20 protein-coding genes and 1 pseudogene are annotated in these 19,976 nt (G+C 38.4%); 10 read left to right on the plus strand and 11 right to left on the minus strand.

Features of this window, described 5'->3' with window-relative positions:
• Positions 1–402: 402 nt before the first annotated feature.
• Together V4P57_RS06055 and V4P57_RS06060 are read right to left on the minus strand one after the other, a co-directional pair.
• The gene (locus V4P57_RS06055) at positions 403–2,034 is read right to left on the minus strand and encodes an ABC transporter substrate-binding protein (protein WP_455465691.1); all 1,632 of its coding nucleotides are present in this window, start codon (positions 2,032–2,034) and stop codon (positions 403–405) included.
• A gap of 150 nt (positions 2,035–2,184) precedes the next feature.
• A pseudogene (locus V4P57_RS06060) lies at positions 2,185–2,728 on the minus strand (exodeoxyribonuclease VII large subunit); the annotation flags it as partial.
• 255 nt (positions 2,729–2,983) lie between these two features.
• On the opposite strand from V4P57_RS06060, the gene V4P57_RS06065 reads away from it, so the two are divergent.
• Both V4P57_RS06065 and V4P57_RS06070 read left to right on the plus strand, forming a co-directional pair.
• Positions 2,984–3,112, plus strand: a complete 129-nt coding sequence (locus V4P57_RS06065) for a hypothetical protein (RefSeq protein WP_455465692.1) — start codon at positions 2,984–2,986, stop codon at positions 3,110–3,112.
• A gap of 84 nt (positions 3,113–3,196) precedes the next feature.
• On the plus strand, positions 3,197–3,478 hold the full coding sequence (locus tag V4P57_RS06070; RefSeq protein ID WP_455465693.1) for a DUF6460 domain-containing protein: 282 nt from the start codon (positions 3,197–3,199) through the stop codon (positions 3,476–3,478).
• 21 nt (positions 3,479–3,499) lie between these two features.
• Here the strand turns inward: V4P57_RS06070 and V4P57_RS06075 are convergent, their stop codons facing one another.
• From V4P57_RS06075 to V4P57_RS06085, 3 genes are all read right to left on the minus strand, one after another.
• The gene (locus V4P57_RS06075; RefSeq protein ID WP_455465694.1) at positions 3,500–4,309 is read right to left on the minus strand and encodes a TIGR02186 family protein; all 810 of its coding nucleotides are present in this window, start codon (positions 4,307–4,309) and stop codon (positions 3,500–3,502) included.
• Positions 4,310–4,311: 2 nt separating this feature from the next.
• Positions 4,312–5,232: a sulfite exporter TauE/SafE family protein gene (locus V4P57_RS06080; protein ID WP_455465695.1), complete on the minus strand. Its 921-nt coding sequence runs from the start codon at positions 5,230–5,232 to the stop codon at positions 4,312–4,314.
• A gap of 167 nt (positions 5,233–5,399) precedes the next feature.
• A complete protein-coding gene (locus V4P57_RS06085) occupies positions 5,400–6,212 on the minus strand; it encodes a hypothetical protein (protein WP_455465696.1) in 813 nt (270 codons plus the stop codon).
• A gap of 601 nt (positions 6,213–6,813) precedes the next feature.
• Here V4P57_RS06085 and V4P57_RS06090 point away from each other — a divergent pair.
• From V4P57_RS06090 to V4P57_RS06100, 3 genes are read left to right on the plus strand one after another with little or no spacing between them, the layout of a single operon-like run.
• On the plus strand, positions 6,814–7,560 hold the full coding sequence (locus V4P57_RS06090) for an electron transfer flavoprotein subunit beta/FixA family protein (RefSeq protein WP_455465697.1): 747 nt from the start codon (positions 6,814–6,816) through the stop codon (positions 7,558–7,560).
• A gap of 52 nt (positions 7,561–7,612) precedes the next feature.
• Positions 7,613–8,533 (plus strand): electron transfer flavoprotein subunit alpha/FixB family protein, encoded by a 921-nt coding sequence (locus tag V4P57_RS06095; RefSeq protein WP_455465698.1) that lies wholly within the window; start codon positions 7,613–7,615, stop codon positions 8,531–8,533.
• A gap of 3 nt (positions 8,534–8,536) precedes the next feature.
• Positions 8,537–10,198, plus strand: coding sequence for a 4Fe-4S dicluster domain-containing protein (locus V4P57_RS06100; protein ID WP_455465699.1), 1,662 nt, complete (start codon positions 8,537–8,539; stop codon positions 10,196–10,198).
• A gap of 926 nt (positions 10,199–11,124) precedes the next feature.
• Here V4P57_RS06100 and V4P57_RS06105 read toward each other — a convergent pair.
• From V4P57_RS06105 to V4P57_RS06130, 6 genes are all read right to left on the minus strand, one after another.
• The gene (locus V4P57_RS06105; RefSeq protein ID WP_455465700.1) at positions 11,125–11,916 is read right to left on the minus strand and encodes a pyrroline-5-carboxylate reductase; all 792 of its coding nucleotides are present in this window, start codon (positions 11,914–11,916) and stop codon (positions 11,125–11,127) included.
• Positions 11,917–11,973: 57 nt separating this feature from the next.
• The gene (locus V4P57_RS06110; RefSeq protein ID WP_455466980.1) at positions 11,974–12,276 is read right to left on the minus strand and encodes a hypothetical protein; all 303 of its coding nucleotides are present in this window, start codon (positions 12,274–12,276) and stop codon (positions 11,974–11,976) included.
• Positions 12,277–12,325: 49 nt separating this feature from the next.
• Entirely contained in the window at positions 12,326–12,694 is a 369-nt protein-coding gene (locus V4P57_RS06115) for a YraN family protein (protein WP_455465701.1), read from the minus strand.
• Positions 12,695–12,698: 4 nt separating this feature from the next.
• Complete coding sequence (rsmI, locus tag V4P57_RS06120) at positions 12,699–13,586, minus strand: 16S rRNA (cytidine(1402)-2'-O)-methyltransferase (RefSeq protein WP_455465702.1); 888 nt, start codon at positions 13,584–13,586, stop codon at positions 12,699–12,701.
• Between the two features lie 52 nt (positions 13,587–13,638).
• Positions 13,639–13,770 carry a hypothetical protein gene (locus V4P57_RS06125; RefSeq protein ID WP_455465703.1) on the minus strand — a complete coding sequence of 44 codons (132 nt, stop codon included), beginning with the start codon at positions 13,768–13,770 and terminating at the stop codon, positions 13,639–13,641.
• Between the two features lie 559 nt (positions 13,771–14,329).
• Complete coding sequence (locus V4P57_RS06130; RefSeq protein WP_455465704.1) at positions 14,330–15,424, minus strand: Mrp/NBP35 family ATP-binding protein; 1,095 nt, start codon at positions 15,422–15,424, stop codon at positions 14,330–14,332.
• 610 nt (positions 15,425–16,034) lie between these two features.
• Between V4P57_RS06130 and rpmH the strand changes: the two genes are divergently transcribed.
• From rpmH to V4P57_RS06155, 5 genes are all read left to right on the plus strand, one after another.
• A complete protein-coding gene (gene rpmH / locus V4P57_RS06135) occupies positions 16,035–16,169 on the plus strand; it encodes a 50S ribosomal protein L34 (RefSeq protein ID WP_011181069.1) in 135 nt (44 codons plus the stop codon).
• Between the two features lie 118 nt (positions 16,170–16,287).
• A complete protein-coding gene (gene rnpA, locus V4P57_RS06140) occupies positions 16,288–16,680 on the plus strand; it encodes a ribonuclease P protein component (protein ID WP_455465705.1) in 393 nt (130 codons plus the stop codon).
• Positions 16,670–18,478, plus strand: coding sequence for a membrane protein insertase YidC (gene yidC, locus V4P57_RS06145; protein WP_455465706.1), 1,809 nt, complete (start codon positions 16,670–16,672; stop codon positions 18,476–18,478). Before rnpA ends, yidC begins: the two co-directional genes overlap by 11 nt.
• Positions 18,475–19,122 carry a ribosome biogenesis GTP-binding protein YihA/YsxC gene (yihA, locus tag V4P57_RS06150; RefSeq protein ID WP_455465707.1) on the plus strand — a complete coding sequence of 216 codons (648 nt, stop codon included), beginning with the start codon at positions 18,475–18,477 and terminating at the stop codon, positions 19,120–19,122. Before yidC ends, yihA begins: the two co-directional genes overlap by 4 nt.
• A 137-nt stretch (positions 19,123–19,259) precedes the next feature.
• Positions 19,260–19,952 (plus strand): glutathione S-transferase family protein, encoded by a 693-nt coding sequence (locus V4P57_RS06155; RefSeq protein WP_455465708.1) that lies wholly within the window; start codon positions 19,260–19,262, stop codon positions 19,950–19,952.
• Positions 19,953–19,976 lie beyond the last annotated feature (24 nt).

Here is a 19,976-nt window from a genome sequence, read left to right on the forward strand (position 1 = left end):
CTGTAAATCTTTTTTGAAACACAACATCTTTAACCCTTTAATTTATATTTTTATCCGAAATCCATAGCACAAACTAGGATATCTGTATTTTTAGCTTCAAATCGATTATGAACGTTATAAATAACACCAAAAGTCATCATATGGAATTCACAGAGCATTATTCCATCTTATAAAATTGTATCAACCAAAATTAAAATATCCAATCTTAATACCCACACAAAAACACCTTTAATAAGAGTGGAATCTCTCTCTAAAACAGGCTATTTTGAAATGATATTCTATACACACCATATCAATCCATAACCTATAAAATTCAACGTATTGCAAAGTTCTTAAATGCTTTGCAATACGTCAAATATATCATGATCATACTTTTTTGTATTTTATAAACTTGATACCATCTTATTTCTCAATTGCACTATAAAAAATACGTGGTGCACTATTCCAAACCCATTTTTTGACATCAGGTGTCATCGCTATAGTGTGATACGTCTGATAAATAAAAGCATAAGGTCCTTTCTGCATAAATTCACGTTGCAAATCAGCATATATTTGCACGCGTTTTTGGGGATCTTTTTCAAACAACGCATCCTGGACCTTTTGATTCATAGTTTTATCAAAATACCCATGACACCAACTAGCATAGCCCGTATTTTTTGCCTCAAGCCGATTATCAGGATTGTAAATAAGGCGTAAGGCCATTGTATGAGGATCGGCAGAATCATTATTCCATCCGAAAAAAATTGTATCAAAGTTACGTGAAGATAATTTGGAAAGTAACTGTGTGCCTACAAAACGTTCAATTTTAAAATGCACCCCAATTTTTTTTGCATTGTCTTGAAAAGACTGAGCAATAGGCAAAGCAAAAGGATAAGGAGATGCCCCTGCAAAAATATTGGCTTCAAAACCATCCGGATAACCTGCCTCTGTTAAAAGTTGCTTTGCTTTTTGAAGATCAAGTTTAAAGGGTTGTCCTTCTTTTTCATCCAAAGCCCCAAGATTACCAAGAGGAATAAAGCTTGCACGTGGAATACCAACATCTTTGAGAAGAGTCTTTCCAAGACCTTCATAATCAATAAGATAGCGCATCGCCAAACGCACTTTTTCATTAGCAAAAATTGGATTCGTCGTATTAAACCCCCATATGATCACGGATGGTTCTAATACTTTTTCAACTTTAATATCTGTTGTTTTTTGGAGATCTGCCAAATCCTCTGGCATCAGATTACGTGCAACATCGATATCGTGTTTTTCCAACAATAAACGTTGCGTTCCAGGCTCCGCAACGTGGCGAATTAAAATCTTCTTCAATTTCGGCGCCTCCCCCCAATAATTGGAGCTTGCACCCAATAAAAGAGCCTCTCCAGAACGCCAGCTGCTTATCTGATAAGGACCAACACAAGCAGAATGACTGGCCAAATACCGATTTCCCATATCGCCATCTTGTTCGTTTTTCATGAGTGTCTCACGATCCAGCAAAGCAAGTGTACGACCAGTGGCAAAATGGCTAAGAATAAGTGTTGCAGGATAAGGCTTATCAAATTTCATCACCACCGTTTTATCGTCTGGTGCTTGAAAAGCCTCATCAACGTTTTGCTCTGTAATCCCATATTCATTAAATGTTGCCGCATTAGACAATTTTAATTTCACAACCCGTTTCATACTCCAAACAAGATCATTGGCATGAGCAGAACGACCATCGTTAAACTTTAAACCATCACGCAAATGAAAAGTAATCACCGTACTCTGGTCATCACTTAAAACATCCCAACTCTTCGCCAAAGAGGGAACAAGTTTAGCTGCATCATCTGTAGCAGAAACGACTAAATTATCACAAACATTGACAAGAACTTCATTACCATAACGGTCATTGATTTGCGCAGGATCAAATGTACTGATTGCATCGAGATTCCAAGCCATCACAAGCGTATCGGCAGGTGTTTTTGCTGAAACTTGTTGCACAAACATCCCCATTGCAAGAACAGCAGAAACAAAAGAACTGCTCTTTTTCAATATGTTTCTTTTCACATTCATAGAATTTTCCTTTTAAAGGTTATTGCATAAATTCCTTATGCAACAATAACGTGCAAAATAATAAAATCAAACTTAGGAACCATAATTCCTAGAAGCAAAGTATAAAACCTTCAAGAACAATAACTACTTCTTACCCCCTTACTCCCCCTAAACACATACAGGCCAAACCAAAATATGTAACGGAAAACAATCCGATATCCTATGAATGATATCACGAATAACAGCGCCTGTTGGTGATGTCACAACGCCTATAATTCGGGGCACATAAGGCGAAAATTTCTTATTGGATTCATTAAACAATCCCTCATCCGCAAGCTTTTTCTTGCGATTCTCTAGCAATGTTATCAAAGCACTACCCCTGTTGGCTCAAACGCTTTAATAACAATCTGGTATTTCGATGAACCAAAGGAGGTCGTAAATTTGCCAACAGCGATCACTTTCATCCCTTCTTCCGGAGGAAATTTGAGTTTTCCATAATTCCACTCCAGACAACAACCTTCAATCACATCTGATCATTTTTTAAAACAAAAAGAGACATAACCCAAAGCATGGATGCCGCAAAAACCTGATATTTCCCACGTACCTGCACATAACAAAACTTTTCTCCAACAATACATTTTAAAGCCCCCGCTATTTTAGAGAGACTAAATTCTGCTAAACTCATTTCTCCTATTTTTTCAACAAACAAATTTATTATTTTTTTAATTCAGTGACGTTGAAATATCCAATCTTAATACTCACATATACATACTTTTATCGAAATGGATAGTCTCTCTAAAATATAATGTCTTGAAATTTCATTCTATACGCAACATATTACTCTATTGTAGGGGGGTTTTTGATGTATTAAAAAGTTTTTACCGTCATACCAAGCATCGAAACATTATAAACGTCCGCCTATAATTCTTACAAACAAAATAATATTCGACAAACTAATAAAGGAAATACTATGAAAATATCACGAAAAATGCCAACTGAACACGAGCGTGTTTCAGAAACCAGTACAGACGTTACACCAGTATTACAAGGTGGTAAACTCGAAAGAGAAGCGAAAAAAAACAAAAGGAAAAACAAATAGGTAAAAAATCCTATTACTCTTCTTTATGGTGATGACACTGTGTATCATGCAACGGGAACGCAATATGTTTAGGGATTTGTTAAAATGAACAAAAGAAAAAATATATCCAATTCTTTTCATGCTTTTCTTGGAGGCACATTAAGATATGTTGCTATAAAATTGCTTATTCTTTCACTTCTTGTCGGAATCGTGATGAACTTTCTTGGGTGGACACCTCGGAGTCTCATGCGAACAATAACAGAATTTTTTAAATCTCTATGGGAAGCAGGATTTATAACTCTTGCAAACGTCTTCTACATGACCATGATGGGAGCAATCATTGTTGTGCCTATTTTCCTTTTTTTACGCATTTTTCATAAAAAATAAGTGCCTTAGCGTTTCCCTTTGCTAGTCTTTTCGAAAAATTAAACGACATAAAAAACCTGTACTAACAGCTACAATCACCGCAACAATACCATATAAAAAACCATGCTTGTGAGCTGCTTGGAAAATTGTGTAGGTAATATGTGCTTTAGCGATTTCAAGAGTCGTTGTCGCACTATCAATAAACTGCCCATCTCGAAAAAGATAAGCACGAGCCTGATAGTGCCCAACAGGAGTATTTGCCGGCAATCGAAAATGTGCTGTAAAAAGTGTGCCAGAACCAAAACGAACACCACCAACTTCCTCATTATAAAGATTTTTAGCTTTTTGCAATTTTATAAGTTCATCACGAAAAATTTGTATTTTCTTCTGATCTTGTTCATCCGTCTGCAGCAAAAAATAAGATAATCCTAAACCTAAGCGTTTATAATCTTCAACACTAGTAATATCCTCAATCTCACGCGTTGTGACCATAGAATAAAAAAGAGGAACATTTTTAAAAATAAGGGAATCTGCGTTAACCCAAACTCCAGCATTACGTTTTTTTTCTCGCATGACAACTGGTCGAGCTTGCCCTTCCAAGCTAACAACAATATCATAACGGTTCTGTTGAGAATATAACGGATCAATATTTTCTAAAACACCCGCAATGTAAAGATCACGACCATCGAAATGTGCGTCAACCGTGATCGTATTGGTTGTTACAATAATTTGGATAGTTTCGTGATCAACTTGATCAATGAATGCAGCTTTCGCACCAACATGTGCCCACATAGAAAAAGAAACTACACAAAAGCAACCTGCAATGATGCATAAAGAAAATGATCTACCCATTTTTATCTCATAAGAACATCCAGAGAGAAGAGATTATCAGGACGTACAAATAATTGAAAAGCAAGACGCATACATACAATCAACACCAAAAATGCAAGTGCCATACGCAATTGTTCAGCCTTTAACTTTCGTCCAGCTCGCGTTCCATATTGCGCACCAATACTGCCCCCAAGCATCAACAAAAAAGCCAAAACAATATCAACTGAATGATTACTTACACTCTGCAAAACTGTGGTAAAGGAGGATACAAATGTAATCTGAAAAAGTGAAGTTCCAATCACCACACTGGTTGGGACACGCAGAAGATAAATCAATGCTGGTATCATAAAGAATCCCCCGCCAATTCCCATGATAGAAGACAGCAACCCAACAATTAAACCAATCCCTAAGACTGGAATGATGCTAACATATATCATTGATGTCCTAAAACGCATTTTCAACGGCAAACGATGGATCCAATTATGTCTACCAGCAAGACGAATATTAGATTTTTGTGTCTTGCGCTGACGCATCATGTCGCACCAACTTTCAATAATCATCAAACTTCCTACGCTTCCGAGTAAAACCACGTAAAGAAGCGAGATCATTAAATCTAATTGACCCAATTTCTTCAAAACAGAGAAGATCTGAATCCCGATCAGAGAGCCGATCCCTCCTCCAGTCGCTAAAAGAATACCAAGTTTAATATCAAGAGTGCGTCTTCTAAAATGTGTAATTGCTCCCGTTACAGATGATGTAATCATCTGGTTAGCCCCTGTTCCAACAGCAATAGCAGGAGGAATATTATAAAAAATCAATAAAGGTGTAATAAGAAAACCACCACCAATCCCAAAAAGACCTGAAAAAAAACCAGCAACCACCCCCATACCAATCAAGATCAGCATATTAAGCGACATTTCAGCAATTGGTAAATAAATACTCACTTACAGAACCTTCAATACAATTTGAAGTTTATTTTGGATAGTTTTTAAAGCTTTTCTTCAATAATCTTCGTTGCGTGTTTAAAAGGAAAATTTTAGATGTCATAGACGCCTTTGCAAAATTACGACTGCACAATACACCTCACATCTACTAACATAACATTATAAAATTAAAAAAAACGAACTCCTCTTAAAAAGCCATAAAAGCATAACGTTATCGCTGCCACAAATGCAATGAATAAAAAACAAAGAAGAATTTTTTTAACAGGATAACGTAAAAAAAAGGAGATTCCTACAGGCTCCGCTTTTAAGGAAGGAAACTGATCATTCTCAATGCAACGACCAGATGCTTGAACATTAGCGCACCTCTCTTCTACCATTGCAGAACGCTCCACAAGCTCCTCATCCTCTTTTAAAGAAGACTTCATGGCATCTATTGGGGAAGAACTTTTATCGCCTTGTTGCAACGCGTTTTCAACATTTGTTTGGCTTGGAGTTATGCTGTTTTGTCCTGAAAAAATTGGTACCTCCTGGAGAGAAGAACGTTCTTGATTTCCTTCACATGCCATATGAGCAAGGTGCTGCACAACAGAATCAAGCGATTTTGAACGAGACATACGTCGTGTTACCGCTGCTTCTTCTGAGCTTTTCTTTTCGCTATGCAAATTCTGAACAAGTGTTTTAATCTGCTCTAAATGCTCAAAAAGCTTTTTTTCTTTTTGGCGACGTATATAGTGCTCAGCCAAAATTGCCCGACTAATGTCATCCAAGTAAGATTTAAAACTCTCTTCCACAAAACTTTGCGATGTCAAATGGCGAGGTGAACGCTTCATCTGCATTTGTGCATAAACAGAGCGTAATTTTTTAGCAATGTCCGACATCGTTACTTCAGTAGGCGTGCTCATCCTCTCCTTTTGCTCAACAACAAAAAAAGAAGGTTTATCATGTTTAACTTGTTTTACAGTATGACTCTTCGTATTCAAAAACGCTACCCCTCATTCCCTTTACAAACGTTACGTTTCATTAATTTTCTGCAAAGAATCTCATAAATGACTGAGAAGTGTGCTTTATTTTGGTAAATAGAGCTTTAAGAATTTTCAAAAACATTTTCTAAAAATATTCAAATGAATGAATTTGATTTTACTACTCTCAAGCTTTATACTGAAGAATTATTCTCCCACTTTTGCTTTTTTGCTCTTTTGCCATTACATCAAAGTCCTATTGACCAGTCAACCACATGCGGAACTAAAAAAGAATATCCTCATTTTGCTATTCGGATACCATTTACCATTCTGCATCCTTTATTTTAAGTTCTTTTAAAACTGTTTTACAAACTATGACGAACGCATTCAATTAAAATAAATATTCATTGTTTTTTTACTTTTTATTCAAACAAAGGTAACAATTATTAAATTGCACAAAAAAACAAAATAGAGATTAATAACAATGATAAAAGGGTATAAACAGATGTAAGAAAGCTTATATAATGAGAAAATCAATGATAGGTAAAATTCAGTCTTAAACGATTTGGTTTCTTGTGAAGGTTACTATAAACTTGTAATCAGAAAAACAAAGAGGATCACTATGAAGATAATTGTCGCTGTCAAACGTGTTGTTGATTATAATATCAAGATACGCGTCAAACCTGATGGCACAGGCGTTGATCTATCTCATGTAAAAATGTCTATGAACCCTTTTGACGAAATCGCCGTGGAAGAAGCAATCCGCCAAAAAGAATCTGGCAAAATTTCCGAAGTTATTCTTGTTTCCATTGGACCAGAAGCAGCGCAAGAAACTTTACGAACAGGACTTGCAATGGGTGCCGATCGTGCACTCCTTGTAACAACGGAAAAAACACTTGAACCTTTAGCAATTGCTAAGATTCTCAAGGTTATTGTTGATGAAGAAAAGCCAGATATGGTTTTCTTGGGAAAACAAGCTATTGATGACGATAGTAACCAAACTGGACAAATGCTCGCAGCTCTTCTTGGATGGGGGCAAGCAACTTTTGCCTCACATTTAGACATAAAAAACGGTCACGCAACAGTCATTCGCGAAGTATATAACGGTACACAAACCGTTTGCCTTCCCCTTCCCATGGTTATGACCGCTGATTTGCGTTTAAACGAACCGCGTTATACTTCTCTGCCCAATATTATGAAAGCAAGAAAGAAACCCATTGAACAAAAGGCACTTGCTGATTTTGGCATAGATACGCGAACACGTTTAACAGTCCTTAGCGTTGAAGAGCCAAAAACCCGCCAACCAGGGATCAAAGTGGCTGATGTAGCAGAACTTGTCAACGCGTTAAAACAAAAAAAATGCATTTAACATTCTATAAACAAGCGATCAAAAGCAACACCGCATAAAAAGGTAAAAACTTATGGCAATTCTTTTATTAGCCGAACATAACACAGAAGAAACCGCAAAAACACTTACCGCAGCTCGAGCAATCAGCGATAATATTGATATTTTGATTTGTGGAACAAAGGTTCAAAAACTTGCCGAAAAAAGCGCCAAATTCTCCGGTGTGCGACAAGTTCTTATCGCTGAAGCTGATTATTTAGCACATCAACTGGCTGAACCTATGGCAAATACAATTGTCAAATTGGCAAATGATTATGATGTGATCATGGCTGCCTCCACCAGTACTGGCAAAAATGTGATGCCGCGCGTAGCTGCTCTTCTTGATTTTATGCAAATTTCAGATATTGTCGCTGTTCTTGCACCCGATACTTTCAAACGACCAATTTATGCAGGAAATGCACTTGAAACTGTACGCAGCAATGATCGTCAAAAGGTTATAACAGTCCGTACAGCCTCTTTCACACCAGCCCCCTTCCAAAATAACGCTGCTCCCATTAAAACAATAACACCAGCCCCCAATCCAAACCTTTCTTCTCTCATAAAAGCAGAAACCAACAAAAGCAATCGCCCTGATCTTACCTCAGCACGTGTTGTTATATCAGGCGGACGTGGTCTTGGTTCACAGGAGCAGTTTATGGCACTCCTTCTACCCCTTGCAAACAAGCTAGAAGCTGCTTTAGGTGCCAGCCGCGCAGCAGTTGACGCAGGCTATGCTCCTAATGATTGGCAAATTGGACAAACAGGCAAAGTCATTGCCCCTGAGCTCTATATCGCTGTTGGAATTTCCGGTGCAATTCAGCATTTAGCTGGGATAATGGATGCACAAGTTATTGTAGCCATTAATAAAGATGAAGAAGCTCCCATCATGCAAATTGCTGATTATGCCCTTGTAGGCGACCTTCACCAAATTATTCCGGAGTTGGAGAAAGCTTTATAAACCATGAATGCACCTCTGCATCACCAACGTGAAAGTATGGAATTCGACATAGCGATTGTTGGAGCGGGGCCTGCAGGACTTTCTGCCGCAATTCGTCTAAAACAGATTAACCCCGAACTTTCTGTCACAATCGTTGAAAAAGGCACTGAAGTTGGTGCGCATATTCTATCTGGAGCAGTTGTTGACCCCATCGGCATTGATACGCTCTTGCCAGAATGGAGAAATGAACACGATCATCCCTTCAAAACACCTGTCACCAGTGATCAATTTTTTTTTCTAAAGCCAAAACACGCAACAATATTTCCCAATGTTTTTCGCCCAAAAATCTTATCAAATGATGGTTGCTATATTGTTTCACTCGGTGATGTCTGCCGTTGGCTAAGCAAAAAAGCCGAAGCACTCGGCGTTGAAATCTATCCCGGTTTTGCCATATCGGAAACCATCCAGAACGATAATGGAGCTATCATTGGTGTTCTCACAGGTGATATGGGTCTTAACAAAGATGGAACCCCTGGAAAAAATTATATGCCTGGTATGGCTTTATTAGCAAAATATACTCTCATTGCGGAAGGGGCATGTGGCTCCATTGCAAAACGACTGATACAGAAATTCGATCTTAGTAAAAACCGTGAACCACAAAAGTTTGGTCTCGGTCTCAAAGAGCTCTGGGAAGTTGATCCCCAAAAACATAGACTTGGTTTAGTTCAGCATTTTGCTGGTTGGCCCTTAGACAACGACACCGGCGGTGGCGGTTTTCTTTATCATCAAGAAAACAATTTAATTTCTGCCGGTTTTGTTGTACACTTAGATTATAAAAATCCTTATCTTTCTCCCTTTGAAGAGTTTCAACGTTTTAAAACACATCCAAAACTCTATGAAATCTTCAAAGGCGCAAGACGCCTTTCCTATGGTGCACGTGTCATCAGCGAGGGTGGTTGGCAATCTGTACCAAAGCTTACCTTTCCCGGTGGAGCACTTATTGGCTGTTCTGCTGGTTTTGTTAATGTCCCTCGTATCAAAGGGTCACATAATGCTATCTTATCTGGCATATTGGCAGCCGATAAAATCGCTACAGCTCTTGCGCAAGGTCGCGCCCATGATGAAGTCAACGAAATCGAAGAACATTGGCGAAAAAGTCCCATTGGTGAAGATCTTTATAAAGCACGCAACGTCAAACCACTCTGGGCAAAATTCGGCACAAAATACGGAATTAAGCTTGCCGGTTTTGATATGTGGTGGCAACAATTGTTCGGATTTTCCTTATTTAAAACACTCTCCCACGGAAAAGCAGATTATGCGTGTCTTGAACCAGCAGAAAAATTTCAACCCATTGCTTATCCAAAACCAGATGGTGTTGTAACCTTCGACCGCCTTTCCAGTGTCGCGCTTTCTAATACGCACCATGAAGAAACCCAACCTTGCCATTTAAAAATAGCCTCATTTGATAAACAAAAAGACTCCGAATATGCAATCTATGGAGGACCTTCCACACGCTATTGCCCTGCCGCTGTCTACGAATGGCTAGACCAAAATGATCACGAAACTTATGTTATCAACGCTTCCAACTGCATACATTGCAAAACCTGCGACATCAAAGATCCCAATCAAAATATCAATTGGACATGTCCGCAAGGCAATGAAGGTCCCTTGTATCTGAACATGTAATCATTTGTTCATTCCACCAAAATAAGAACGTAAAAAAACGCAATCAACAAGGGCGCTTTCTCTTAAACCAAAATCCCATTTGATACCATCAACGCACATGTTCTTTCACAAAGCAAAACATATTTTATCACCACTCCCACAATAAAACACTCTTACTAACGCATCATTTTTTATAAGAAAAATCTATAACATGCTGTTATTAAAAATTTTTTATCTATAAATGATGAAGATATTTTTGCCCTTCTTTCATAAAGGCGCAAACCATCGCGCGTCTCCATAATCTCTTTTTAGTTTAGCTTTACGTTCTTCAAAAACCCCCACAACAATATCTTTTAAATGGTAGAGATTGCGCGATGCCGCTTCACATTTTTACTTTTCTTATTCTTTTTCCTTACAAAAAATAACACACCATTACGCTACTCATTCATAAATTTACTTTAGAGCAACGTCTCTACGCAATTCTCCCCTTTCTAAATCCTCCTCCACAAAGAGCATAAGACAAGATCCATTAAACGCGATCACCCTGTATGTTTATAAAAGTACAAACCGATATCACCATTCTACTTCTCCGCTCAAAATGTTGCGCCAACTTTTGTATTATGAGATTGATTCATAAGCAGCACATTCTCCATTCTTAAATAGTTTTTTATTGATATGTTAATCTCTTTTGTAACATACAAAAATATTTTTTATTCATGATAAAAGGGGTTAAAATGAAAAAAGCCTACCATTAATGTTCTCACTCAAGATGCGAACAATGAATTATCTCTATAAATCAATTTATTACTGTAGGAAAATCCTGAATGTCAATCTGCTTGCTCTTAAAATATGTATAGCAGACAATTTTTTAGCTCTGTGTCCACGCAGAATTAAATGGATGCACCAATACCCTTCTCATTGAAATCAAAAAATACGAATCCAACATTTTAATGTGTAAAGGGAGCATTCATTTTTTGCAAAGTGGCCTCAAGGGCTGTTATTAAAGCATTCCTTCCCCCTTGGCGAGAAAAACAGTTTGACAAAAGTTCATTTGTTCCTCCTTTCGTTGAAAACTCTTTCTCAAGCAGTGCAAAATCGAGAGATGTAAGACAATCAGTAGCTATAATTTTGCGCATTTCATCGGTAAGATTTCCAAACATCATGGCGAGAAAATTTGCTGATTGCTCTTTTTTTAACCCTTGCGTCACCAACCATTGATGTGCTGTTTCTATAAAATTAAAATAAACCCCCATTAATGAACCAGCAGTCATGAAAAGATTAAACTGCTCTTCCGCATCCAACACCAATGTACCGCCCAACGCATCAAATAAAGTGCGTAGAAATGGATGATCCGGATAAATTGGTGTCAAATTTTTGCATTCTGCTACAAAAGGAAGCGGAACAGCACGGTAAACTTCATGATTGATCCACTTTTCAACTTTTGCTGCTTTTGCCATAGCAAGAACAGAAATGACAAGCTGTTCCGAACGAAAATGAAGTGGACGCAGAATTTCTTCTGCAATTTGGTTGGGCAAACAAAGAAAAACACAATCACTGACATCCAGCAACGCTTGGTTGTTTTCAGCAATTATGACCTTATCATAATTGCGCGAAAGACGCTCTGCATTTTGCGCATTGCGTGGTGAAATTATAATAGAAGAAACGTCAAAAGCGCTCTTCATTAAACCATCAACCATTGAAACACTGATTTTACCTGTTCCCAAAAAACCAACTTTCATTTCTACTCCTTGCTCTTAATAATTTTAAAAGGGAAATCCACCAACAGTTCATACATTTTAACTGACATAAATACTCATTGAAGACGCAACACACAACATAGCGAGAATAATTAATCCCAAATAAACTTTGGGTTTATCAAAAAGGACTGCAAAAGCAGAAAACCAACCAACGACAGCAGCCGCTAATGCAAATAAAAAACCTAGCTTATTCATAAGGACAATGTGCATTGCCATTAAACCACCAATAGTTAGCGCTCCAAAAACAATCAACAAACCCGTTGCAAACTTTTCATAATCATCTACATTTTGCTCCTCATAATGCTCAAACCGTGATACACTTTTTCTAACTGATGTAGATATAAAAACAAAATGTTTTTCATCTACTATTGTTAAAACACTTGAGAAACTCTTATTTATCAGACATAAAAAATGCGGGGATATGCTGCGGCCAACGCCACGGCAAAATAGCGATTAAATCAAAGCGTACACATAAAAGAGCATAATCTTTTTGTCGTGCTAGCCAAATATCAGCTGCTGCCTCAATGCGCTTCTCATTCACCCGAGAAACCGCAGCCATTGCTTCAGCCAATGTTGAACGCGCTTTTACCTCAACGATTAAAACAAGATTTCCACGCCGCGCAATTAAATCAATTTCACCACACTTTGTTTTAAAACGAATTTCAGCAATATGAAACCCTTTGAGACGTAACCACCAAGCTGCCCATTTTTCTGCACGAATACCTCGATAGAAAGATTTTTGCCTGTGTTCTTTTTGCATAAGCTTACGCATCCTTCAAAAAATTCAACCGCTGAAAAAGCTCTTGCTTTTTTAAGCCAGTTTTCTTCGCCGCCACAGCAGCTGCCTGAGCTGCAGAATGCGTATGCGCTAATTCTAATAACATTTCATCAACTTCTTGATCACTCATCACTTCCAAAGAAGAAAGTTCTTCCCCAACAAGCACAACAATTTCTCCACGAATATGTGCCTGTTTCCTGTAATTTTCGAACAAATTTCCTAAATTGGAAACATCTACTGTTTCAAACTTTTTTGTTAATTCACGGCAGATTGCAGCAGGACGATCAGCCGAAAAAAGAGAGACCATATCCTGTAAAGTCTCGACAAGACGATGCGGCGATTCATAAAAAACCAAAGTTGCAGGGATGGTTTTTAATTGTTCCAAGCGCTTTTGACGCTGTCCTTTTCGTGTACTCAAAAAACCAGCAAAGAAAAAGCTATCAGTGGGAAGTCCCGCCGTGACAAGAGCAGCTAAAAGAGCTGATGCGCCAGGAATTGGAATAATTTTGTAACCAGCTTTGCGTGCTTCTTCCACTAAGCGAAAGCCAGGGTCAGAAATAAGCGGTGTCCCAGCATCTGATACAAGCGCTACAGTTTTATTTTCTGCCAAAGCCGCTAATAACTTCAGCCTTGCTTTTTGTGCATTATGTTCATGATAAAGAAAGGGCTTTTTCTGAATACCGTAGCGTTCCAACAAAACACGCGTCACCCGTGTATCCTCACACGCTAAAATATCAACCCCCGCGAGCACTTGCAAAGCACGAAGAGTGATATCTGCAAGATTTCCGATAGGCGTTGCCACGAGATAAAGCCCTGGTTCTATAACAGGTGCACAGTAAGCATGAGTGCCTATAAAATATGCTTTTTCACACATGCCTTTCTTTCATAATCAAAGAGCCTTTCTTCATCAACCATCGTTAAAATCTTCATCCGTGAGCATCATCCATTTTTGCCAATTTTGTTGTCATTACGAAAGAATAAACTGCTCGAATAATCGTCCGTGCCATCATAAGATGGTTTGCATCAATATCCATGCTTTTCTTTGTGTTATAACGCATTTTTTCACCATCATTATGCTTCCAATAAAATGAATTTCCAGTTATCAACACCACATAAGTTCCTATAGCTTTGCGTAAAGTTTTTCTTCAAAAACCGAATTGATAATTCTATCCATCCCTACATCACGATCTTATCCAACTTTTTTAAGAGCTAAATTCCGGATAATCTCTATAATCGGCATTTTTAAAATCAGCCTCATGTACCAATGTCAAAATTGTCAGCCCAAGCAAACATGAATCATTAGCCACAAAACATCCCATTTTGTAGTGCTCTTCACAGCTTTTACAACGGTATGACCAATATACAAAATTTCATAGTAAAAAATAATTTTTTGTACCTGCATCAAAATCTTTAACCGATTCGCTCTCCTCAACAAAAACCGATGAACAGCCTATTTATAAAAAAACTATCACCCATTGCATGGTTATTTTTTGGTTTATTTCACATCTGAAACCTTTAACCCTACAACAAAACGTCCATGTTCCGTAATTTCTGTAAAACAGCCCCCTATATTTTTTAACAGTGTATTATAGCAACCCCTATGAGAAAAACGTAAATCTAACGAAATCTGTTTTTCACTTGATCAACAATCCCACGATAAAGCTTGGCATGCTCCTCATCAGGATTAGCAACAAAGATTGGCACGCCATCATCCGAAGAAGAGCGTAAAGCTGCATCAAGCGGCACTTCTGCTAAGAAAGGCAGCCCTCGGCATTTTGCTTCTGCACGGGTACCACCATAGCCAAAAATATCGTAGCGTTTTTGCGTATCAGGAGCAATAAAATAGCTCATATTCTCAATGAGCCCTAAAATAGGAACATCGACTTTCACAAACATTTCTATTGCTTTACGCGCATCAACCAAGGCAAGATCCTGCGGAGTAGAAACAATCAATGCACCCGTCAACTGCACCTGTTGAGCAAGCGTCAATTGTGCATCCCCTGTACCTGGTGGCATATCAACCACCAAAACGTCAAGAGGTCCCCATAAAACATCTCTTAGCAATTGGGTCACAGCCGCCATTACCATGGGACCACGCCATACCACCGGCTTTTCTTCTTCAACCAAAAATCCCATCGACATCAATTTAAGACCGAATTTTTCAAGAGGTTGAAGCTTTTTCCCACCAATGAGCTGTGGTTTTTGGTTAACAAGTCCTGTCAAACGTGGCAAGGACGGACCATAAATATCAGCATCCATTAAACCTGTTTTGAAACCAGAATCTTGTAAAGCTAAGGCAATATTTATTGCCATCGTAGATTTGCCAACTCCCCCTTTTCCAGAAGCAACCGCAATCACATGCCGTACACCTTCTATCGGTATTTTCACAGGCAATGCATTTATTTTACGTTTTGGCTTAGAAAAAACAGTATCTCTACGCACTTGAGAAGACAGCATTGGCTTATTTTCTGCCGTAAGTGTGACAACAACAGATTCAACCCCATCCATAGCACTCACCACTTCTTCAGCAGCACGACGCAACGCTTCCCATTCTTGCACACGTCCATCTGGAACAGTAATGGAAAAGAAAACTTTTCCATGAGCAATCAATATTTCTGAAAGAAGTCCCGATGATACAATATCACTTTCAAAATCCGGTCCTTTGATTTGATGTAACGCGTTGCGGATAGCCTCGCTTGTGATAGGACTCATGTCCTTTCCTCTCTATACAAATGCCAGAAAATATAGCAATAAGAACCAAAAACACTTCAACTTAACCACTTGAAGTTTCCTACTTTATGAGAATAATAAAATGTACATACCTTATATTTTATCTCTTTTAAAACACTAAACCAACCACAAATGAAAACCTCGAGCATAAAATTTGGTTAAAATTCCATTAAACATGTTTGTCGTACAATCACTTTACGAATGTTTCTATAAAAGCCTTTAAGAAAAAAATCTGAACAAATTCCTTATGTTAAAACAAGTACACTTTGTTGTCATTATACAACAAAAAGTCATGATTCTTTCTTTACTCCTTTAACATCTTAGTCACTCACTTGTGTTACAAAAAAATAACTGTAAACTAAGTCGTTGTAGCCAATAGTTATTTTTCTTAAATTTGAAAACGTTACGAATAAAATGCATATCCACCATGGAGTTTCTTATATTTTTAAAAGAGATAGAAAAATAATCTAAGATTGACTTTTTTTATGTTTTTCCTTATGGATTAACGATCATATGATAGGATAAGACTGTTCATCTAGCGCATAATTGCCCATAGAATTAAGAAGGGCCGCACTCTGCGGTATTTAAATAAATGAAACGTACTTACCAACCCTCTAAACTCGTCCGTAAACGCCGCCATGGATTTCGTGCACGTATGGCAACAGCGAGTGGCCGTAAAGTTATCGCTGCAAGGCGTGCTCGTGGACGTAAGCGGTTATCCGCTTAACCATTTGAATTTTCACAATAGTCGAATATTTCTCATAATTTCTTCGTTGTGAAATTTTCGTTGTGAACCTCTGATACCTGCTTTTGCAGGCATTTAGCAAAATTGCGAAACGCTCTTTATGAAGAAAAAATATCTCTGCCGCATTCGTAAGAGAGCGGATTTTTTGGCTGTACGCACAGGAGAAAAGCGACGTGGTCCTTTATTTTTGCTCGAAGTTAAGTCCCATGAACAAACAGCAGAAATGAAATCTTCTCTTGTTGCACGTATAGGATTCACTGTTACACGTAAAAACGGCAATGCTGTCAAACGCAATCGTATCAAAAGACGTCTACGCGAAGCAGTGAGGGTTGGTTTAACAAATAACATAGAGGCAGGAACAGACTATGTTATCGTAGCACATCCTGATGTGCTCCATGCGCCTTTTACATCTTTGATCAGTGAATTAAACCGACGAATAAAACCAAAAACAAAACACCAGCAACGGCAACAGGGTAGTACGAATGGAATATAACCGTAATTTCTTTATCGCCATTGGATTATCTTTCATAGTGCTTATCGCATGGCAACTTCTTTATATTGCTCCCAAACAGGCTGAGTTACAAAAAAAACAGCCAGTACTTTCTACTCCTATGATGAATTCTTCTGACGGTGCACCAACGTACGGATCAACATCTATAATTGATAGACCAATGACTCCTGAAATCCGGAATGCTGTATTAGCCAAAACAAACCGTATTGCGATCAAAACCGATGAACTTGAAGGCTCCATTAATCTTGTTGGAGCGCAATTTGATGATCTTCTACTCAAAAAATATCGCCTGACAGTAGATAAGAAATCACCAGAAATCGCTTTGTTGAACCCCAGAGGATTCACGACGACCTACCTTGCTGAATTTGGTTTTGCAAGTTCATCTTTGTCAGCAGAGACCTTGCCACAATCTAATACACAATGGCAAATAGAGGGAAACAATACGACACTAACCCCTTCAACACCCGTCACTTTAATTTATAATAACGGACAGGGACAGATCTTTCGCCGCATCCTTTCTGTTGATGATCACTACATGTTTACCATTGAGGACTCTATCAGCAATGAAGGAGATAAACCAATATATATCTCGTCTTATGCTCGCGTTGCGCGTGCAGCTCCACCAAAACATACAAATGCAACCTATTTGCTTCATGAAGGCATGATAGGTATTGCAGGTGATTCACTCAAAACTGAGCAATATAAAAACTTAGCGGAACTTGATCCTAATCCTGATAATGGTCAAAAAAGTATAACTTTCTCCAAAGTGACAGGAGGTTGGATTGGTATTACCGATAAATATTGGGCTGTAGCGGTTATTCCCCCACAAGATAAAGAATATACAAGCCGTTTTATTTATTTTGATCGCTTGCAGACGCATTATCAGTCTGACGTGCTAGGGTCACTTTTAACTATTGCCCCAAATGAAACAAAAACCGTCACAAATCATCTTTTTGCTGGTGCAAAACAAGTTGAAATCATTAATCATTATCAAAATGGCCTGAAAATTAAGAAGTTTGCTCTTTTAATCGATTGGGGTTGGTTTGATTTTATCACCAAACCAATGTTTTCTCTCATTGACATTCTTTATAAGCAAACAGGCAACTTTGGTGTCGCCATTCTTCTTGTCACAGTTCTCTTGAAAACGCTTCTCTTCCCGCTGGCAAATAAGTCTTACAAATCTATGGCGCGCATGAAGCTTATACAACCGATGTTGCTGGAGATAAAAGAAAAATATCCAGATGATAGAACCAGACAACAACAAGCAATAATAGAACTGTATAAAACCCAAAAAATTAATCCCCTTGCAGGTTGTTGGCCAATGTTGGTTCAATTTCCAATATTCTTTGCTCTTTATAAAGTTCTGTATATCACCATCGAAATGCGGCATGCACCTTTCTTTGGCTGGATTAAAGATTTAGCAGCACCCGATCCAACTTCTCTTTTTAACTTGTTTGGCCTTTTGCCATACGCGACTCCAACGTTTCTTATGATTGGTGCATGGCCTTTTATTATGGGAATAACGATGTTTTTACAAATGCGTATGAACCCGGCTCCTCAAGACCAAACGCAAGCTATGATATTCGCGTGGATGCCGGTCATCTTTACTTTTATGCTCGCTTCCTTCCCTGTTGGTCTTGTTATCTATTGGGCATGGAACAATATATTATCAATGATTCAGCAAGGTATCATGATGAAACGTCATGGAGCTAAAATTGAGCTTTTCGATAATCTTAAAGCCATGTGGCGAAGATCACCCAAAAAAGAAGCGCAGGAATGACAAAATATCCTTCTCTTCCTGGAATTTTTTCTCGCAATTGGATTTTTATCCGTGGTGTGCCAACAATACACTTTCTTCCACCCGAAGGACCACCGGAGATCGCATTTGCGGGACGTTCCAATGTTGGAAAATCATCTCTGATCAATGCGCTGGTCCAACAAAAAAGCTTGGCACGTACCTCAAATACACCAGGACGTACCCAAGAACTTAATTACTTTGTACCCGATGGTTTCAGTGGGCAACCAGGAGATCTCCCCCCTGTAGCGCTCGTAGATATGCCAGGTTATGGTTTTGCTGAAGCTCCTAAAAAACTGGTTGATGCATGGACAGATTTGATTTTTAATTATTTACGGGGTCGCACAACATTAAAACGTGTTTATGTCTTGATTGATTCACGTCATGGAATAAAAAAGAATGACGCGGATGTTCTAGATCTTCTTGATAAAGCAGCCACTTCTTATCAAATTATTTTAACTAAAAGTGATAAAATAAAATCGAATATCCTTGAAAGGTTAATAATAACCACAAAAACAAAGCTTCTTAAACGTCCAGCAGCTTATCCTGAACTTCTTGTAACATCTTCGGAAAAAGCACTAGGTTTGGAAGAACTGCGTACTGCCATTTTGCAAGCGATTGCAATATAGAAAACATTCATTATTAATAGTTTGTTAAACATAATTGCTAGCTGCTGCTAATAAACTTGTACTTCCAATAAAGCACCTTTATAAAAATTCCTGTTACTTGAAAGAATTTTCATCAACTCCATTTAATAACATAAATTATGCTGACACTTTTTCACTCTCCCCTATCTTCTGCCTCCCGCTTCATACGCCTTATTCTTGGGGAATATGGTGTAAACACTCAACTGATCGAAGAACATGAATGGGCCAGAAGACACGAATTTCTCGCAATGAACCCAGCTGGTCATGTCCCCGTTCTTCTTGATGAACACGAAGTTCCCTTATCAGGAGCCATTGTTATCTATGAATATTTAGATGAAACATACGGAAGTCTGAGACAAGAGAATAAATTCTTTCCGGCAAATCCTTTAGATCGTGCCGAAGTACGCCGTCTCAATGACTGGTTTTTAAATAAATTTGACAATGAAGCTACGCGCCATATTGTGCGAGAACGCATCTATAAACGTGAAATGCCGTTAGCCATTGGCGGTGGTGCCCCCAATTCACAAATTTTACGCAACGCGCGCGCTAATATTCTACCACATATGAACTATCTAAATTGGCTCTGCGCATCTCGCGATTGGTTAGTCGGCTCTGAATTATCCTATGCCGATCTGGCAGCTGCAGCTTCTGTTTCCGTACTTGATTTTCTGGGGGAAATTGACTGGGAGCAATCCCCTGCCGCCAAAGACTGGTATATGCGGATTAAATCGCGACCTTCTTTTCGCTCTCTTTTAACAGATCGCATCCGAGGAATTGTAGCAAGCCCTCATTATACAGATCTTGACTTCTAAGCACCTTTCTCAAAAAGCGAAAGA

It is taken from the genome of Bartonella sp. B39, from assembly GCF_053795145.1.

Excerpts from the sequence above, each read along its gene's own strand:
- V4P57_RS06055 (WP_455465691.1), bottom strand. The coding sequence starts at position 2,034 with ATGAATGTGAAAAGAAACATATTGAAAAAGAGCAGTTCTTTTGTTTCT.
- V4P57_RS06065 (WP_455465692.1), top strand. The coding sequence starts at position 2,984 with ATGAAAATATCACGAAAAATGCCAACTGAACACGAGCGTGTTTCAGAA.
- V4P57_RS06070 (WP_455465693.1), top strand. The coding sequence starts at position 3,197 with ATGAACAAAAGAAAAAATATATCCAATTCTTTTCATGCTTTTCTTGGA.
- V4P57_RS06075 (WP_455465694.1), bottom strand. The coding sequence starts at position 4,309 with ATGGGTAGATCATTTTCTTTATGCATCATTGCAGGTTGCTTTTGTGTA.
- V4P57_RS06090 (WP_455465697.1), top strand. The coding sequence starts at position 6,814 with ATGAAGATAATTGTCGCTGTCAAACGTGTTGTTGATTATAATATCAAG.
- V4P57_RS06095 (WP_455465698.1), top strand. The coding sequence starts at position 7,613 with ATGGCAATTCTTTTATTAGCCGAACATAACACAGAAGAAACCGCAAAA.
- V4P57_RS06100 (WP_455465699.1), top strand. The coding sequence starts at position 8,537 with ATGAATGCACCTCTGCATCACCAACGTGAAAGTATGGAATTCGACATA.
- V4P57_RS06105 (WP_455465700.1), bottom strand. The coding sequence starts at position 11,916 with ATGAAAGTTGGTTTTTTGGGAACAGGTAAAATCAGTGTTTCAATGGTT.
- V4P57_RS06115 (WP_455465701.1), bottom strand. The coding sequence starts at position 12,694 with ATGCAAAAAGAACACAGGCAAAAATCTTTCTATCGAGGTATTCGTGCA.
- rsmI (WP_455465702.1), bottom strand. The coding sequence starts at position 13,586 with ATGTGTGAAAAAGCATATTTTATAGGCACTCATGCTTACTGTGCACCT.
- V4P57_RS06125 (WP_455465703.1), bottom strand. The coding sequence starts at position 13,770 with ATGCGTTATAACACAAAGAAAAGCATGGATATTGATGCAAACCATCTT.
- V4P57_RS06130 (WP_455465704.1), bottom strand. The coding sequence starts at position 15,424 with ATGAGTCCTATCACAAGCGAGGCTATCCGCAACGCGTTACATCAAATC.
- rpmH (WP_011181069.1), top strand. The coding sequence starts at position 16,035 with ATGAAACGTACTTACCAACCCTCTAAACTCGTCCGTAAACGCCGCCAT.
- rnpA (WP_455465705.1), top strand. The coding sequence starts at position 16,288 with ATGAAGAAAAAATATCTCTGCCGCATTCGTAAGAGAGCGGATTTTTTG.
- yidC (WP_455465706.1), top strand. The coding sequence starts at position 16,670 with ATGGAATATAACCGTAATTTCTTTATCGCCATTGGATTATCTTTCATA.
- yihA (WP_455465707.1), top strand. The coding sequence starts at position 18,475 with ATGACAAAATATCCTTCTCTTCCTGGAATTTTTTCTCGCAATTGGATT.
- V4P57_RS06155 (WP_455465708.1), top strand. The coding sequence starts at position 19,260 with ATGCTGACACTTTTTCACTCTCCCCTATCTTCTGCCTCCCGCTTCATA.